Origin of the sequence: Olleya sp. UBA1516, from assembly GCF_002323495.1 — a bacterium.
Lineage (GTDB): Bacteria > Bacteroidota > Bacteroidia > Flavobacteriales > Flavobacteriaceae > Olleya.
Window position 1 is genome coordinate 46,708 of record NZ_DCQO01000019.1, and the last position, 16,069, is coordinate 62,776.

Annotated in this window: 15 protein-coding genes; 3 read left to right on the forward strand and 12 right to left on the reverse strand. The window is 33.3% G+C overall.

The window, feature by feature from the left end; genetic code table 11:
- Window positions 1-654 carry a CoA transferase subunit B gene (locus B2989_RS12100; protein ID WP_292948752.1) on the forward strand — a complete coding sequence of 218 codons (654 nt, stop codon included), beginning with the start codon at window positions 1-3 and terminating at the stop codon, window positions 652-654.
- Between the two features lie 2 nt (window positions 655-656).
- A complete protein-coding gene (locus B2989_RS12105; protein WP_292948754.1) occupies window positions 657-1,283 on the forward strand; it encodes a hypothetical protein in 627 nt (208 codons plus the stop codon).
- A 283-nt stretch (window positions 1,284-1,566) separates the two neighbouring features.
- On the opposite strand, the gene B2989_RS12110 is transcribed toward B2989_RS12105, so the two are convergent.
- On the reverse strand, window positions 1,567-3,255 hold the full coding sequence (locus B2989_RS12110; RefSeq protein WP_292948756.1) for an ABC transporter ATP-binding protein: 1,689 nt from the start codon (window positions 3,253-3,255) through the stop codon (window positions 1,567-1,569).
- 182 nt (window positions 3,256-3,437) lie between these two features.
- On the opposite strand from B2989_RS12110, the gene B2989_RS12115 reads away from it, so the two are divergent.
- On the forward strand, window positions 3,438-6,092 hold the full coding sequence (locus B2989_RS12115) for a GEVED domain-containing protein (RefSeq protein WP_292948758.1): 2,655 nt from the start codon (window positions 3,438-3,440) through the stop codon (window positions 6,090-6,092).
- Between the two features lie 91 nt (window positions 6,093-6,183).
- Here B2989_RS12115 and B2989_RS12120 read toward each other — a convergent pair whose 3' ends face one another.
- The 11 genes from B2989_RS12120 to B2989_RS12170 all read right to left on the reverse strand — a co-directional run bounded on the left by B2989_RS12120 (window position 6,184) and on the right by B2989_RS12170 (window position 16,067).
- Window positions 6,184-6,897, reverse strand: a complete 714-nt coding sequence (locus B2989_RS12120) for a 3'-5' exonuclease (RefSeq protein WP_292948760.1) — start codon at window positions 6,895-6,897, stop codon at window positions 6,184-6,186.
- Window positions 6,898-6,903: 6 nt separating this feature from the next.
- The gene (locus B2989_RS12125) at window positions 6,904-9,114 is read right to left on the reverse strand and encodes a S41 family peptidase (protein WP_292948762.1); all 2,211 of its coding nucleotides are present in this window, start codon (window positions 9,112-9,114) and stop codon (window positions 6,904-6,906) included.
- A 73-nt stretch (window positions 9,115-9,187) separates the two neighbouring features.
- Window positions 9,188-10,345, reverse strand: a complete 1,158-nt coding sequence (locus B2989_RS12130; RefSeq protein ID WP_292948764.1) for a serine hydrolase domain-containing protein — start codon at window positions 10,343-10,345, stop codon at window positions 9,188-9,190.
- Window positions 10,346-10,397: 52 nt separating this feature from the next.
- The gene (locus tag B2989_RS12135; RefSeq protein WP_292948766.1) at window positions 10,398-10,916 is read right to left on the reverse strand and encodes a DUF4442 domain-containing protein; all 519 of its coding nucleotides are present in this window, start codon (window positions 10,914-10,916) and stop codon (window positions 10,398-10,400) included.
- Window positions 10,916-11,389, reverse strand: coding sequence for a methylated-DNA--[protein]-cysteine S-methyltransferase (locus tag B2989_RS12140; RefSeq protein WP_292948768.1), 474 nt, complete (start codon window positions 11,387-11,389; stop codon window positions 10,916-10,918). Before B2989_RS12140 ends, B2989_RS12135 begins: the two co-directional genes overlap by 1 nt.
- A 2-nt stretch (window positions 11,390-11,391) precedes the next feature.
- Window positions 11,392-12,465 (reverse strand): CNNM domain-containing protein, encoded by a 1,074-nt coding sequence (locus B2989_RS12145; RefSeq protein ID WP_292948770.1) that lies wholly within the window; start codon window positions 12,463-12,465, stop codon window positions 11,392-11,394.
- 30 nt (window positions 12,466-12,495) lie between these two features.
- Window positions 12,496-13,485 carry a porphobilinogen synthase gene (hemB, locus tag B2989_RS12150; RefSeq protein WP_292948772.1) on the reverse strand — a complete coding sequence of 330 codons (990 nt, stop codon included), beginning with the start codon at window positions 13,483-13,485 and terminating at the stop codon, window positions 12,496-12,498.
- 7 nt (window positions 13,486-13,492) lie between these two features.
- The gene (locus B2989_RS12155; protein ID WP_292948774.1) at window positions 13,493-13,834 is read right to left on the reverse strand and encodes a YchJ family protein; all 342 of its coding nucleotides are present in this window, start codon (window positions 13,832-13,834) and stop codon (window positions 13,493-13,495) included.
- 49 nt (window positions 13,835-13,883) lie between these two features.
- Window positions 13,884-14,786 (reverse strand): oxygen-dependent coproporphyrinogen oxidase, encoded by a 903-nt coding sequence (hemF, locus tag B2989_RS12160; protein WP_292948776.1) that lies wholly within the window; start codon window positions 14,784-14,786, stop codon window positions 13,884-13,886.
- Window positions 14,776-15,315, reverse strand: a complete 540-nt coding sequence (locus B2989_RS12165) for a GNAT family N-acetyltransferase (protein WP_292948778.1) — start codon at window positions 15,313-15,315, stop codon at window positions 14,776-14,778. The genes hemF and B2989_RS12165 overlap by 11 nt, the downstream gene beginning before the upstream one ends.
- Window positions 15,315-16,067 (reverse strand): EI24 domain-containing protein, encoded by a 753-nt coding sequence (locus B2989_RS12170; RefSeq protein WP_292948780.1) that lies wholly within the window; start codon window positions 16,065-16,067, stop codon window positions 15,315-15,317. The genes B2989_RS12165 and B2989_RS12170 overlap by 1 nt, the downstream gene beginning before the upstream one ends.
- Window positions 16,068-16,069: the final 2 nt, after the last annotated feature.

Consider the following 16,069-nt stretch of genomic DNA (forward strand, 5'->3'; position numbering starts at 1 on the left):
ATGTTAGATAAAACAGGAATAGCAAAGCGAATAGCTAAAGAAGTACAAGATGGCTACTATGTTAATTTAGGAATTGGTATTCCAACGTTAGTTGCCAATTATGTACGTGAGGATATTGAAGTAGAATTTCAATCTGAAAATGGTGTTTTAGGTATGGGACCTTTTCCTTTTGATGGAGAAGAAGATGCAGACATTATTAATGCAGGAAAACAAACCATTACGACCTTACCAGGAGCTAGCTTTTTTGATTCAGCGATGAGCTTCTCTATGATTAGAGGACAACATGTTGATTTAACTATTTTAGGTGCTATGGAAGTGTCGGAAGATGGTGATATTGCCAATTGGAAAATACCAGGTAAAATGGTTAAAGGTATGGGTGGAGCTATGGATCTTGTAGCTAGTGCAGAAAATATTATTGTGGCAATGATGCATACCAACAGAGCAGGCGAATCTAAGCTGCTTAAAAAGTGCAGTCTTCCTTTGACAGGTGTTGGTTGTGTTAAAAAAATTGTTACCAACTTAGCTGTTATTGAAGTTACAGATAGCGGTTTTAAACTATTAGAACGTGCACCAGGAGTTACTGTAGATCAAATTCAAAAAGCTACTGAAGGTCATTTGATTATTGAAGGGGATATCCCAGAAATGGATATATAATAATGCGTATTAAGACCTTAAGTAATCAGTTTGTAGACTATCATTATGTATTAGATAGAAATCATGATATAATTGAAGATCGGTTTTTAAAAAATGTGACCATTGCTTTGGATTTTTTAGTAAAAAGTAGTGCGCTTACCATAACTTTTAAAGAGGACAATCAAACACATAATGTTGATGTTATTGATGTATTAATTCAAGACGTAGATAATAATATAACAATTGTTTCAGGTCAAAAAAATGCTTACAGCCCTAAATATAACACCATTATGTTTTACGATACACATGGTGTTATTTTTAGGAAAAATCATAAAAAAAGATGGTTTAAACGCAATAAAGGATACAATTCTCCTGTATCCTTATTATCTCATGAATTAATCCATTGTTATAATGAGTTATATGACACAGAAGATTATTTAGCTAGAAAGAGAAATCATACGTCTAAAGGTCAAAAAATAGATGCAGATGGACGCGATTTGTCGTTTCCAAATGCTGAGGAGGTGTTTGTAATTAAAATGACTAACCAAGTGGCAGCTAGATTAGGTGAGGATAGACGTTCTAATTACGGTAGAAGTTACTATCCTACTAGAGGTGTTTTGACTACTAAACAAGCTAAAAAAACAAAGTAAAAAGGTCTAGTAAACACACTAAATGTTAAAATTAACTGTATTTCATCGAATAATAATGCTTTTTGTCTGATTATCATGAAAAGAGGTTGTATGTTTACAATCCCAAACCTAACCATTAGAAATAACCCAAGTCTACCATGACTTAATCTATTTTTAATACTTTTTTGTTTCAAATTTATCAAAAACTTGACCTACTATGTTTTTTAAGAATTTAAGAAAAGGATTTAAAAATGCTGTTAATTTTATTAGCAGCGTTTTCTATTTAACCAAAAAAGTATTTATGCTATAGTCCCTTTGGGATGGCAGCAATTAGCTTTTTTGTATAGGCTTTTTGAGGTGTGTTGTATATTATATCAGCATCAGCTAATTCTTCTATTTTACCCTTATTCATTACTAAAAGTTGATCGCTCATGTATTTTACTACTGCTAAATCGTGAGAAATAAAAATGTAGGTAAAACCAAACTTTTCTTTTAGTTCATTTAATAAATTTAAAACTTGTGCTTGTACAGATATGTCTAAAGCAGACACAGACTCGTCGCAAACAATTAATTTAGGCTGTAATGCAATAGTACGCGCTATTCCTATACGTTGTCTTTGTCCTCCAGAAAACTCATGTGGATATCTATTATAGGCAGTGTCATCTAGTCCAACACGATTTAATATCTCTAAAGTTTTTGCTTTTCTTTCAGTATCATTAGTATATAAATTATGCACTTTCATAGGTTCCATGATAGCATTACCAATAGTTAGCCTTGGGTTTAGTGAGGCGTAAGGATCTTGAAAAATGATTTGAATATCTTTCCTAATAGCTATTGTTTCAGCTTTAGTTAAATTGGTAATGTCTTTGCCTTTATATAAAATTTGACCTTTAGTGGCTTTATCTAGTAGTAGGATGGCGTTTCCTAAGGTAGATTTACCACAGCCGGATTCGCCTACTAGTCCTAAAGTTTCACCTTCGTACAAATTAAAACTAACGTTATTAACTGCTTTAAATGTTTCTGCTTTAGCAAAAAAACCTGATTTAGAAATATATTCTTTTTCAAGATTTTTAACTTCTAATAATGGTGATTTAGCATATATTTTTTTATGCTGAATTTGACGCATAGCGCTAGTCACGACTACTTCCGAAACTTCATTTTTTAATACATCAGCTATTGTTGGTAGTGTTTTAAGTCTAACATCTAATGATGGTCTAGATTTAATAAGCGCTTTAGTATAATTGTCTTTTGGCTTGTTAAAAATTGTGTTAGCAGTATTTTGCTCTACAATTTGACCTTTATACATAACAAGCACTCGGTCTGCAATTTCTGATATTAAACTTAAATCGTGAGTAATAAAAATAATACTCATTTTAGTTTCGGTTTGTAGCTCTTTTAATAGACTAATTATTTCTTTTTGAACCGTCACATCTAAAGCTGTGGTTGGCTCGTCAGCAATAAGTAGTTGAGGTTTACATGCAATTGCCATAGCAATCATGACACGTTGTTTTTGTCCACCAGAAATTTCGTGAGGATAAGCTTGATAAACGCGTTCAGGATTTGGAAGTTTTACTTTTTCGAGTAATACTAGTGTTTCTGCCTTAATTTGTTTTTTAGTTAAAGAAGTGTGTTGATGTAAGACCTCTTCAACTTGCTTACCGCATGTCATAGATGGATTTAAAGAGCTCATTGGTTCCTGAAAAATCATTCCAATTTTAGCACCTCTTATGGTTTGCAGATTTTTATTACTTAAAGTTGTTAAGTCTTTATTTTCAAAAATTATACTTCCTGAAGTTATTTTAAAAATAGCTTTAGATAGCAACCCTAAAATAGCTAAAGACGATACGGATTTACCAGAACCAGATTCTCCTACTACACCAACAATTTCGTTAGTATTAATATGGTATGAAATGTTATTAATAATGGTCTTGTAGTCAGATCCATTTTTTACGTCAATTGTTAGACCTTCTGTTTTAAGTAAAATCTCGCTCATATAGGGTAAAAGTAATTAATTTCTTTCAAATGATTGTGGGTTAAACCACACTTAAAAGCGAATGTTTTTTAATACGTTGTTTTTAATCGAAAAACAAATGGTTAAAAATGATTTATTGTTAAAGTTTTAATAATTTACGTAACAAATCATTAATAATTATAATAATCTATTAAATAATTAATATGAAAAAAACAATTACTTTATCATTATTAAGTTTTTTGTTAACGCTTTCTGTTTTTGCTCAGCAAGATAGAAATTGTTCAACAATGGAGAACTTAGAATACAGAAAACAATTAGATCCAACCCTAGAGCAAAGGATGGATCAGATCGAAGCTTTTACGCAACAACGTGTTGCACAATCCCAAAATGCGAGAATTGATGGAAGCATAATTACTATACCAGTCGTAGTGCATGTTTTGTATAGAAACAGTACCGAAAACATTAGTGTAGCTCAAATCCAGTCACAATTAGATGTTTTAAACGAAGATTTTAGACGTACTAATCCTGATGCAGATAATACGTGGTCACAGGCAGCTGATTCTGAAATTCAGTTTTGTTTAACAACCATTGATCCAAACGGAAATACAACAACAGGTATTACTAGAAAACAAGTGACACGTCAAGATTGGGGAACGTCTGATGATATGAAGAGAACGTCAACTGGAGGTGTTAACCCATGGAATACTAGTGTGTATTTAAACATGTGGATTGTACCACAAATGACAAGTGGAGGAAATACTATTTTAGGTTATGCTCAATTTCCTGGTGGTAGCGCAGCAACAGATGGTGTTGTAATGGGTTACAATTACTTTGGTAGAGTAGGTAATGTTAGTGCGCCTTTTGATGGTGGAAGAACAACAACACACGAAGTAGGTCACTTTTTAAATTTACGTCATATTTGGGGAGATGCTAATTGTGGTAATGATTTTGTAAGTGATACACCTACACATCAAACATCAAATGGTGGATGTCCAGTAGGACAAGTCTCTTGTGGATCTACAGATATGGTGCAAAACTATATGGATTACACTAATGACTCTTGTATGAATTTATTTACACAAGGACAAAAAGCGCGTATGCGAGCAACGTTACTTAGTGGTGGACCTCGTGCAGCTTTAGGATTATCTGATAAGTGTGGAGGAGGTGGAACTACACCAACTTGTACAGATGGTGTTCAAAATGGAGACGAAACAGGAGTTGATTGTGGTGGTTCTGCATGTACACCTTGCACAACAGGTACGCAATATTGTGCTTCGCAAGGGAATAGTGTTAGTGACGAGTATATTAGTCGTGTTCAGGTAGGGTCTATTAACAATGCCTCAGGAGCACAATTATATTCAGATTTTACTAGCATAACAACTAATTTAACTAAAGGATCTTCTAATACTATTACAATTACACCAACTTGGACAGGAACCACTTATGCAGAGGGTTATGCAGCTTGGATTGACTATAATAACGATGGTGATTTTACAGATTCAGGAGAACAAATTTTCTCTAAAGCTGCATCAACAGCAACTCCAGCAACAGGAAGCTTTACAGTGCCAAGTAGTGCTGTTACAGGTAGCACTAGGTTAAGAGTATCTATGAAATATAATGCAGTGCCTACATCTTGTGAAACTTTTTCTTATGGAGAAGTGGAAGATTACACTATTAATTTAACGGTTGGAGCTGCAGATACTGTTAAACCAGTTATTAGTTTAATTGGAGGATCTACGATTAACTTAACCGTTGGTGATACATATACAGAACAAGGTGCTACAGCAACGGATAATGTTGATGGAAACCTTACTTCTAGTATTGTAATTTCAGGAACAGTTAATACTAATACAGCAGGAACGTATACAAGAAACTATAATGTTAGTGATGCAGCAGGTAATGCAGCAAACCAAGTCTCTAGAAGTATTGTAGTAAGTCCAGCAAGTACTACTGGTTGTTCTGGAGCAATTTCTTCTTTTCCTTATAACGAAGGTTTTGAATCAGGTTTTGGCGCTTGGACACAAGGTAGTGGTGACGACTTTAATTGGACTAGAAGAAGTGGGTCTACTCCGTCAAGTAACACTGGACCATCTAGCGCAAGTGAAGGATCTCAATATGTATTCATGGAGTCTTCAGCACCAAATTATTCTACTAAACGTGCCTTATTAGTATCGCCTTGTTTTAATTTATCTGGAATTAATAACGGAAACTTTAGCTTTAAATATCATATGTATGGTACATCTGCAATGGGAAGTTTAAGTTTAGCTATTAGTACTAACAATGGATCAACTTGGTCAACAATTTGGACGCGATCTGGTAATCAAGGTAATTCTTGGTTAGATGCAAATGTAGATTTGTCCTCTTACTCAGGAAATTCAGTAAGATTAAGATTTGATGGGACAACAGGTACAACTTGGCAAGGTGATATGGCAGTAGACGCTATAAGTTTAACCAATGGATCTGCAGATAAGTGTGCAGGAGTTGCAGAATATAATGGTAGCCAATCTTACTCAGTTGGAGACCAAGTAACCTATTTAGGTAATTTATATGAAAGAACAGCAAGTGGATGGACTAATCTAGGTGCTTGCGGAACAGCAAGAACATCTAACGAAGGGTTTGTACAACATCTAGGAGTAGAAATTGCTGTATATCCAAACCCAGTAAAAGGTGATGCCTTATTTGTTAAAACTAATATAGAGGATTTACCATTTACGGTAATTAACATGATAGGACAACAAGTCGTTAAAGGTGTTACAACATCAAACGGTATTAATGTAAGTAAGCTTGAAGCTGGATTATATCTAATACAATTTGAAGTAAATGATACTATTGAAACAAGAAAATTTATAAAGCAATAACAATTAGTCTTAATTAATCAATCATTTTTTTATTGCTAAAAGCCTCAACGTAAGTTGAGGCTTTTTATTTATGTAATACCCTTGTTTTTATTTAAATATGAATGATTTCATCATCAGTAAGAATGGAGTCGCCACGTAAACGTAAAAATATTTGTGCTACTGCAATGGTGTCTTTTTCGCAATAAATAATAATACGATCAATGTCATTGTCTTCATAGTAAGTTTTATAAACTTCGCTACCATCAATATCATCTTTTGGACTAGGAATGCCCAAAACGTTAGTCATTAACTTTAATGATGTATACGTTTTGTAGTCACCAAACTTCCATAATTCCATGGTGTCTAAGTGCGGAATTTCCCAAGGTTTTTTACCAAAAAGATTTAATTTATGAGGTAATTCTATGTTATGAATAATCATACGTCTAGCGATGTATGGAAAGTCAAACTCCTTACCGTTATGTGCACAAAGTAAATGCTTTGTTTGACTAAAATGAGAAATTAAAAGGTTTTTAAATTCGACTAAAAGTTTACGTTCTTCTCCATAAAAGGATGTTGTTCTAAACAAGCGTGTGTCGCCTTTAATGGTAAAGTATCCAACCGAAATACATACTATTTTTCCAAACTCAGCCCAAATACCAGCACGATCGTAAAACGCTTCTGCTGTAAACTCTTCCTTGCGTTGGTAACGTGATTTAGCGTCCCAAAGATCTTGCTTAGTTTTGTCTAAATCAGAAAAATGTTGTGTTTCCGGAACGGTTTCTATGTCTAGAAATAAGATGTTTTCAAGGTTGAGTTTGGTTATCATTAGTGGTCAATCTTTAGCGTTTATTGGTATAATTTTAGCGTCATCAATGATTTCTATTGCTTTTTCAATCAATTCATCACGTCCTTCTATTAGTCCTTTAATCGTTGGTTTTACCTCAATATCTGGTACGATTCCAACACGTTGGGTTGGAGTACCATCAGGATAATATACGCCAATTCCAGAAATCATAGTTCTTAATCCTCCTGGAAGATAAATTGTAGATACATTACCATCTGCTCCAGCTGTTGTGCTACCTATTATAGAAACATTATCTCCTGCTCTAAATGCCATAGCTGTATATTCAGCTGCGCTCTGAGATATTTCGTTTACTAATACTATTACTTTACCTTGATATGTTTTTCTTTTTGAAGGAATGTATAAATTGTCACCAAACGTGAATTCTCCTGGATAATCTATATTACCTGTCGTAAATTTCACAAAAGGTGTTTTAGATGAAGTAAAAAAGCTACCAAGTGTAAAAGGCATAAAGGCTGATGGGTAGTTTCTAATGTCTATAATAATCCCTTTGGTGTCTTTAAATTCTTTTTTTATTTTGTCCACGTCTTTGTTTTTAATGTTTTTAAGAGAAACGTAACCAATATTGTTTTTAAGTAGCTTAAAACTACTAATATTTTCATCTTTAGTATACCATTTGTAAAAACCAGCTATGTCTTTTTTGTTATAGACAGGTATTGCTTTAATTAATTTGTTTCCGTTGTTTTCTATTTCAATGCTTATGCTGTCACTTGTTGTGCGTAATAAATTAAAACTGAAATCTCTTAAGCGTGTTGGTTGATTTGAAGCTGGATAAAAATCGTGATTATCTCTAACAATGTCTTCAACTTTTTTTCCGTTAATACGCGTAATAATATCTCCTATTTTCAAACCGTTTTTAGCATTGTCTTCGTTATAAAAGTTGTCTATAACCAGCTTGTTTTCAATAAATGAAACATGGAAATTTGGATAGTTGTCACCAAGTATTTCGTTAATTTTATCTTGTCCTCCCCAAAGATTAGCATGAGTGTCTTTAATGTCTGCAATCATCTTTAAAGCTGCTAATTCATATTCTAATTCGTTTTTAGCATTTATAAATGGTGGAATATTTTCTTTTAAACTTTCATTCCAGTCTTTATCCATTATATGTTTATAAGGAAAAAAATAATTAATCATATTCCAGTATTTATAAACCGATAATAATCTAAAACCATCATCTGGATATGGCATGTTAGCATAGGGATTTTCATTTTTAAACTCTGGATTTCCAACACCGCGAACCATATCAATATAATAATGGTTTCCTTGGTGTCTATTTTGGGTGATAAACTGTAGTTTGCCACTTAAATCTTTAGATAAATTACCATCTGTAATCCAACTTAAATTAGGTTTTAAAACAGCATTTTCGTCTAATGGTTTACATTTTTTACAGATTTTTACAGTTCCTAAATTATCTATCCAATTACTAAGGATTTTATCTCGATCTGTATTAGATTTAGCTTTTTGATAATCTGGTAATATTCTAAATAATTCGTAATCCCAATTAAAATTTCCTTTTCCAACTTCTGGATGGTAGTATTTTAAGAAACCCCAAATTCGTCCCAGAAGCGTTAAATTTTCTATTTGGTTTTTTTGAGATAAATCTATTGAGATTTTAGAACCTTTATCAAATTCTTTGTCCAATTCTTTCTCAGGAGCTTGATCCAGTGGTTTACCATCAACTGTTATATTAAAATTATCTACCCATATTTTTCCTGTTCCAACTATTAAACCACCAAAGGAAATAGATGTTGCATTGTTATTAGTCTCTAATTCTACTTCGTATTTTTTCCAATCTGTGGTACCTTGGACCTTTCTTGATTCCATGTTATCAATACTTATATCTGGATCAATTCGCATCCATAAACCAGCCCAACCATTAACTATGTTTTCAGTTTTTAAATAGCCAGTTAGCTTTATTTTTTTTCCTCCAAAATCAGCAGGAATAGTATATGTTAAAACTCGAAACTCATCAGTATTACCATTACCCTCTATAGATGCAGATGTTACTCCGTTTTGAGAAATTGCTGTGTCATAAACAATATTATATTCTTTGTTTCCAAAGGAAGACCATCCAACAGCCTCTTTCTCTTTCAGGATTTCAAAGTCAATATTTAATGAGTCTTGTGCATACGTACTGTTACACAATAAGAGTACATAAAATGTAAAAATTAGTTTTTTCATGGTTGATTAGTTTACTCAAAAAAATGAATAAATTAAAAGCGTATTAACTAACACTATGTTAAATAACAAAATATCAAGGTTTCATATTTAGCATTTTATAAGCTTCATCAATGTATAAGGCAATATCATTAGTAAATACACCAACACCAGCATCTGGAGATTTTTGATGTCCTAATCGTACAATTATAACATTGTCTTCTGGTTGTACAATTACATATTGTCCTAAATGTCCACGCATCATGAAAAAGTCTTTACCAATTTGGTTTTTTAACCACCAACCATAGCCATATTCTGGACTAGCTGTAAAACGAGGTTTTAAGGATTTAGCAACAAAAGCAGAATCTAGAACTTGTTGTCCATTCCATTTTCCATGGTCTTTGTATAGTTTACCAAATCTTGCAAAATCTTTAGCGTTACTAGCTATACAGCAATAGGCTTTTACTAAATCGTGTGTTTCACTATCGACTTGCCATAAGGTTTCGTTTTCACTACCTAATGGTTTCCAAAAGCTTTCGGTTAAATAATCGTACATTTTTTTACCTGTTGCTTTTTCAATAACCATTGCTAACATTTGTGTGTCTCCACTAGCATATTTAAAAGCTTGACCAGGTTGGTCTACAACTTTTAAACCATTCATAACTTTAGCTAAGTCATCGTCAAAATAAGCACGTGTAGTAATAGATAAAGGCGAGTAGTATGCTTCATCCCAATTGGTGCCAGAGGACATGCTAGACAAATCTCCAACAGTCATTTTTGCTGCTTCGCCATTACAAAATGCTGGTAAAAAGTCACAAACTGGCTGATCTAAACTTTTAATGTAACCTTCCATTATCGCTTTTCCCATAAGCCCAGAGACATAACTTTTAGCCATAGAAAACGAGTTAGATTTAGAGTCTTTGTTGTAACCATCATAGTAGTTTTCAAACCAGATACTATCGTTTTTTATAATAACGTATGCTATTGTTCCCCAATCTTTATTGGCTTTTTGCAATGTTTCGGTTTCTGTTACTGTATTGTAGTTAATATGATTAGGCCAAGGTTGAGGTGTTCCATTTTTTACCTCTTGGTTATCAAATTTTTTGTAGTCATCTAAAAAGGCGGTTGTATAACCACGCATGTAAATGGTACGTACAGCTTTAATTAAGTAGTCTGTGTCTGTTATGTAAAGGGTTGCGATTAGTAATCCAAAAAGAACTACAAGCACTTTAAGAAGCTTTTTTAAGAATTTCATTTATTTTATTAGTTTAGATTTTAAATATAATAAAATTATGAATCAAAATTTATTATTTGCTAAGTCTTAGCGCAAGCTTTTTCTTGTAGTATGCTTTTTGCGCGATGTATAGCGTTTTGGAAAATTCTGCAATAACTTCAGCTTTGGTATTTACCAATTGCATTGTTTTGATAATATCAACTTGTTGTTCTGTTTTTAATTGATTTTTTAAGGCTTCAATTTCTTCTTTAGTAAAAACAAACTCACCATAAATCGTGCTTTTACCAGGACGTTTATATTTAGCAGTAACTGCTTTATCCCAAACGACATAGTCGTCACCTAAAATTTGAATAAGTTGTATCATGTAAATAGGGTCTGTTGCAGATAGCATACTACCACCAAACATAGATCCAGCGTAATTACGATTTTTATAATTAAGCTTTAAGCGTATTTTGACATAGTGTAAATCATCGCTAACTTCTGTAAGTCTAGCGGTTGTGCGCCTATACATTGGTGACCAGTTAAAACCGTATTTATATATGGTTGCTGGTTTAACAAAACGTGTTAAAAATTGAGAGAGTACTTTGTACATTAAAATAAAGATTGCTGTTTATACGGACTTTCATGGTCTAACAACCATTGTTTGCGGTGTAAACCTCCTGCGTATCCTGTTAGGCTTCCGTCTGTGCCAATAACCCTATGACATGGTATTATAATCCATAATGGGTTTTTACCATTAGCGTTAGCAACAGCTCTGATTGCTTTTACATCGCCTAATCGTTTTGAAAGCTGGAGATAAGATGTGGTTTTGCCAAACGGAATGGTTAGTAAGGCGTCCCAAACCTTGTTTTGAAAAGCGGTACCTTTTGGGTTTAGCTTTAAGCTGAATTGTTCTCGTGAACCTTCAAAATATTGGTTAAGCTGAAGGACGCAGTCATTTAAAACCTTAGGTATTTTTACCGAAACTTGTTCTTCTGAATTTAAAACGATTACTGATGCAATACCATTAACATCACCTGTTATTTTAGTAAAACCTAAAGGTGATTTGATAATGCATGTTTCCATTGTTACTCAGGGTTGTTTTCGTCTAATATGCCTAGTTTTTTAGCACGCGCTTCCCAACTTTTTCTAGCTAAGTTTTGTAGGTCACTTACATTATCACTTTCGTCCATAATCTCCATGCCTAAAAGCGTTTCTATAACATCTTCCATAGTTACAATTCCACTAACAGATCCATACTCGTCTACCACTAAAGCCATATGATTTCTAGTTTCTACAAGTTGTTCAAAAAGTGTTGGAATAGGTAAGTTACGATCTACGATAATAATGTCTCGTTTTAATTCGACTAACTTCTTAGATCCATTTCCTAAAGCCATTTCTTTAAAAATTTCGTCTTTTAAAACTAATCCTTTGATATTATCTTCTGTTTTAGAATACACAGGAATTCTTGAAAAACGAAGGTTCATGTTTCTATTAAAAAAGTCTTCCACAGTTGTGGTTTCATTTTCAGATTGCATTACAGTACGAGGTGTCATTACGTTTTTAGCAAAAACCTCTTTAAATGTTAACAGGTTTTTAATAATTCTGCTTTCGTTACCCTCAAAAACACCTTCTTCATGAGCCATATCTGCCATAACCAAAAACCCTTCGCGACTTAGTACGCTACCATGACCTTTACCACCAATTAACTTTGTTGTAAGTTGCATTAACCATAATAATCCAGTCCATTTTAATGGGAAAATTAAAATATTAAGTGCTGTTGTTGTAAAACCAGCTAAACTTTTCCAATAGGTTGCACCAATTGTTTTTGGAATAATCTCTGAAGCGACTAATATTAAAATAGTCATAACTGCAGACACTATAAATACTCCGTATCCATCACCACTTCCGTAAAGTCCTTCTGCCTCTTTACCGACTAAAATTGCACCAACAGTGTGTGCGATTGTATTTAGTGTTAAAATAGCAATTAAAGGTCGATCTACATCTTTTTTAAGATTTTCTAAATTTGTTGCAAACGCTTTACCTTCTTGCTTTTTTAGGTTGATAAATGTTGGAGTAACACTTAGTAAAACAGCTTCTAGAATAGAGCATAAAAACGAAAAAAATATTGATATAACTCCGTAAAATAGTAGTAATCCCATGGATTGATTTTTAATTAATGTACTGCGAATTTACGATATTAATTTTACAATATCTTTAGCAAAATAACTAGCAATTACATCTGCACCAGCACGTTTGATAGCTGTAACTTGTTCCATCATAACAGCATCGTGGTCTAGCCAACCTTTTTCGGCAGCAGCCTTAAGCATTGCATATTCTCCAGAGACTTGATATACAGCAACAGGTACGTCGACTTCGTTTTTAATTTCTCGGACAATATCTAGGTAGCATAATCCTGGTTTTACCATTACAATATCTGCACCTTCATCTATATCCATTTCGGTTTCGCGTAGCGCTTCAAAACGATTAGCATAATCCATTTGGTAGGTTTTTTTATCCTTCGGGATATCTTGTGCATCCACAGGAGCTGAGTCTAAAGCATCACGGAAAGGACCATAAAAAGCTGAGGCATATTTAGCTGAATAGCTCATAATACCTGTATCTGTAAATCCTTCGTCTTCCAAAGCTTCGCGAATGGCCAGTATGCGACCATCCATCATGTCACTTGGTGCAACAAAATTTGCTCCAGCTTGAGCGTGTGATACACTCATGTCTGCTAAAACGTCTACAGTGTCATCATTGACAACTATTCCGTTTTCAATAATTCCGTCATGTCCATATACTGAATAAGGATCCAATGCTACATCTGTCATTACTAACATGTCAGGACAAGCATTTTTAACTGTTTTTATGGCACGTTGCATTAATCCATCAGGATTAATAGCTTCTGTCCCTTTATTGTCTTTTAAATGGTCTGGAACTTTTACAAATAGTAATACCGATTTTAAACCTAGTTTCCACAGTTCTTTAACTTCGGCTTGTAATAAATCTAAGCTGTAACGATAGTAGTTTGGCATAGATGCAATTTCTTCCTTAATACCTTTTCCTTCGACAATAAAAAGAGGTACTAAAAAATCGTTTGGAGAGATTATTGTTTCTCGTACTAAGCTTCTAATAGCTTCGTTTGTTCTTAATCGTCTATTTCTTTTAATTGGATACATAATTATATTATTTTTTGGCATAACCTAAGTAATACCATTTGTTGTTTTCTTTTATAAAGGCAGAGTTTTCATGTATTACATCAACGTTTCCGTTGTCATAAAAATAGGCATTAAACAGTACTGTACCATCTTCATTATTACTTAAACCTTCAGTTGTTTTTAAAATCTCAAGTTTTATCCATTCTACAGATTTAGCCCATTTTACAATTGCTTTTTTTTCTGAAATTGGTCTAGTAGAAATATGGTGTGTTTGCATTAAATAATCGCCATTTGCTAATACAAATGCGCTATATCTTGAGCGCATTAATTGCTCTGCTGTTTCGGTTTTTCCATTATTTAAATGAAACACTTCACAACAGGTTTTATAACTTTTATTATTTCCGCAGTAGCAATTCATTTTAGACCCAATCCTTAGGGTTTTGTAATACTTTAATTAACCTTTCCTCTTCGCTTCCTGTTTCTGGATGATGGTCGTAAACCCATTGCACATGTGGCGGAAGGCTCATTAAAATGCTTTCAATACGTCCATTTGTTTTTAAACCAAAAAGGGTTCCTTTATCATGTACTAAGTTGAACTCAACATAACGTCCACGTCTTATTTCTTGCCAATCACGTTGTGCTTTAGTGTAGTCTAAATCTTTTCTTTTTGCTACAATAGGTACATAGGCTTCTAGGAAACTATCACCAACTTCTGTTACAAAATCGTACCAGTTTTGCATGTTCATGTCTTCTGAAGCTTTGCAGTAATCAAAAAATAAACCTCCAATACCACGTCCTTCATTACGATGTGAGTTGTAAAAATACTCGTCACAACGTGCTTTATATTTTGGGTAAAATTCTGGGTTATGCTTATCGCAAGCTGTTTTACATGTTTGATGGAAGTGTGTTGCATCCTCATCAAATAAGTAATAAGGTGTTAGGTCTTGTCCGCCACCAAACCATTGGTCTACAATATTTCCGTCTTTGTCATACATTTCAAAATAACGCCAATTTGCGTGTACAGTAGGCACCATTGGATTTTTTGGATGTAAAACTAGACTTAATCCACAAGCAAAAAAATCGGCATCTTCAACACCAAAATATTTTTGCATGCTGTCTGGTAATTTACCGTGTACACCAGAAATATTAACACCACCTTTTTCAAAAACATTTCCGTTTTCTATAACTCGTGTGCGTCCTCCACCACCTTCTGGTCGTTTCCAAATGTCTTCTTGGAAAGTTGCTTTGCCATCTATTTTTTCTAATCCAGCAGTTATGCTGTCTTGTAATTGATGTATGTATTCAAAAAATTTATCTTTCATTATGTAATTCGTATAACTCCATATCAAGCGGGTTTTCACCAATTGGAGTAAATTCGTTTTTTAAGGTTTTAATCCATTTAAAACTATTGTTATTTGCCACTTTAACACTGCTAATATTGTCTTTAAAAACGATGATTTGTAGTGTGTTTAAATCTAGATTTTTAAAGGCGTAAGATGATAATGCAGCAACAGACTTTGTGATTAGTCCTTTGTCTTGAAAGTTGTAATCAATGCAATAGGCAAACTCACCTTGTTTGATGTGATGGTCCACTTCTTTTATATAAATTAGTCCTGCTAAAGTTTTAGTTTCGCTAGATTTTAAAGTGAATAAAAACTCTTCTTTATTATTATATTGTTTTACTTTTTTATCTACAAATAGTTGTGATAAAGTAGGTGTTAGGTTTTGTTGTAATGTTTTAGGAAAATAACGTTTTAATCTGTCTTGATTGGTAACCATGAAATCGCAAATTTTCCATGCATCTCCATTGTGTATGGGATTGATTTCAAAATTATCAAAAGTTGCAATCATTAGATTATGTTTTGATTTTCGGGTTTAAGACGTTTTGCAGTAGTAATTGTTGCTGCAGTTACACTTAAGGGTAGTACTAAAATTACACCAATAATTGGGATAAATAAAAACAGGATAAAAACAAGTCCGTTACCTATTGCTAGTCCACGATTATCTCTAACAAACTTTACACTGTCTTTGTAATTAAAATGACGCTCCAAGGTGTAATCCATATTACCAAAACCTGCATAATAGGATTGTACCATTATTAATATTGCTGTTGAAAAGATATTAATTACAGGAATAAATTTAAGCAATAAAATAGGCATAGTAATTAGTAGCTCGCGACCTAAGTTTCTAATGTTAATTCTAATGCCTCGCCAAAGCTGTTCTTGAAACGATGTTTGTCTGTGGTTATGTTTTACCACACCAGTGAGATGCGTTTCTATTTTTTCTGACACAGGACTCATAAACGGAGCAGATAGTGCCATAATAATGTGTTTGTATAGTATTATGCCTAACGCTATAATAATGATGGCTCCAATGACCGTAGATATAGTTGCAAAGGTTTGTTTACCCCATTCCCAAAACCAAATTTTTGCTATGAATTGTCCAACATTATCAGAAAGTCCATAAGCTGTAAATCCAATAACAGTTGCTGTTAGAATACTAATAATAATAGGAATAAAAAAATACTTCCAAAGTTTAAGTTTTGAAATTAGTGCAAATGCACCAGAGTATCCGTTTATTCCTTTTATTATGTTTTGTATCATAA

Bases quoted from the DNA above. Each gene is read 5' to 3' on its own strand.
- B2989_RS12120 (WP_292948760.1), bottom strand. From the start codon at position 6,897: ATGATAACCAAACTCAACCTTGAAAACATCTTATTTCTAGACATAGAA.
- B2989_RS12130 (WP_292948764.1), bottom strand. From the start codon at position 10,345: ATGAAATTCTTAAAAAAGCTTCTTAAAGTGCTTGTAGTTCTTTTTGGA.
- B2989_RS12145 (WP_292948770.1), bottom strand. From the start codon at position 12,465: ATGGGATTACTACTATTTTACGGAGTTATATCAATATTTTTTTCGTTT.
- B2989_RS12115 (WP_292948758.1), top strand. From the start codon at position 3,438: ATGAAAAAAACAATTACTTTATCATTATTAAGTTTTTTGTTAACGCTT.
- B2989_RS12170 (WP_292948780.1), bottom strand. From the start codon at position 16,067: ATGATACAAAACATAATAAAAGGAATAAACGGATACTCTGGTGCATTT.
- B2989_RS12125 (WP_292948762.1), bottom strand. From the start codon at position 9,114: ATGAAAAAACTAATTTTTACATTTTATGTACTCTTATTGTGTAACAGT.
- B2989_RS12165 (WP_292948778.1), bottom strand. From the start codon at position 15,315: ATGATTGCAACTTTTGATAATTTTGAAATCAATCCCATACACAATGGA.
- hemF (WP_292948776.1), bottom strand. From the start codon at position 14,786: ATGAAAGATAAATTTTTTGAATACATACATCAATTACAAGACAGCATA.
- B2989_RS12140 (WP_292948768.1), bottom strand. From the start codon at position 11,389: ATGGAAACATGCATTATCAAATCACCTTTAGGTTTTACTAAAATAACA.
- B2989_RS12135 (WP_292948766.1), bottom strand. From the start codon at position 10,916: ATGTACAAAGTACTCTCTCAATTTTTAACACGTTTTGTTAAACCAGCA.
- B2989_RS12100 (WP_292948752.1), top strand. From the start codon at position 1: ATGTTAGATAAAACAGGAATAGCAAAGCGAATAGCTAAAGAAGTACAA.
- B2989_RS12105 (WP_292948754.1), top strand. From the start codon at position 657: ATGCGTATTAAGACCTTAAGTAATCAGTTTGTAGACTATCATTATGTA.
- B2989_RS12110 (WP_292948756.1), bottom strand. From the start codon at position 3,255: ATGAGCGAGATTTTACTTAAAACAGAAGGTCTAACAATTGACGTAAAA.
- hemB (WP_292948772.1), bottom strand. From the start codon at position 13,485: ATGTATCCAATTAAAAGAAATAGACGATTAAGAACAAACGAAGCTATT.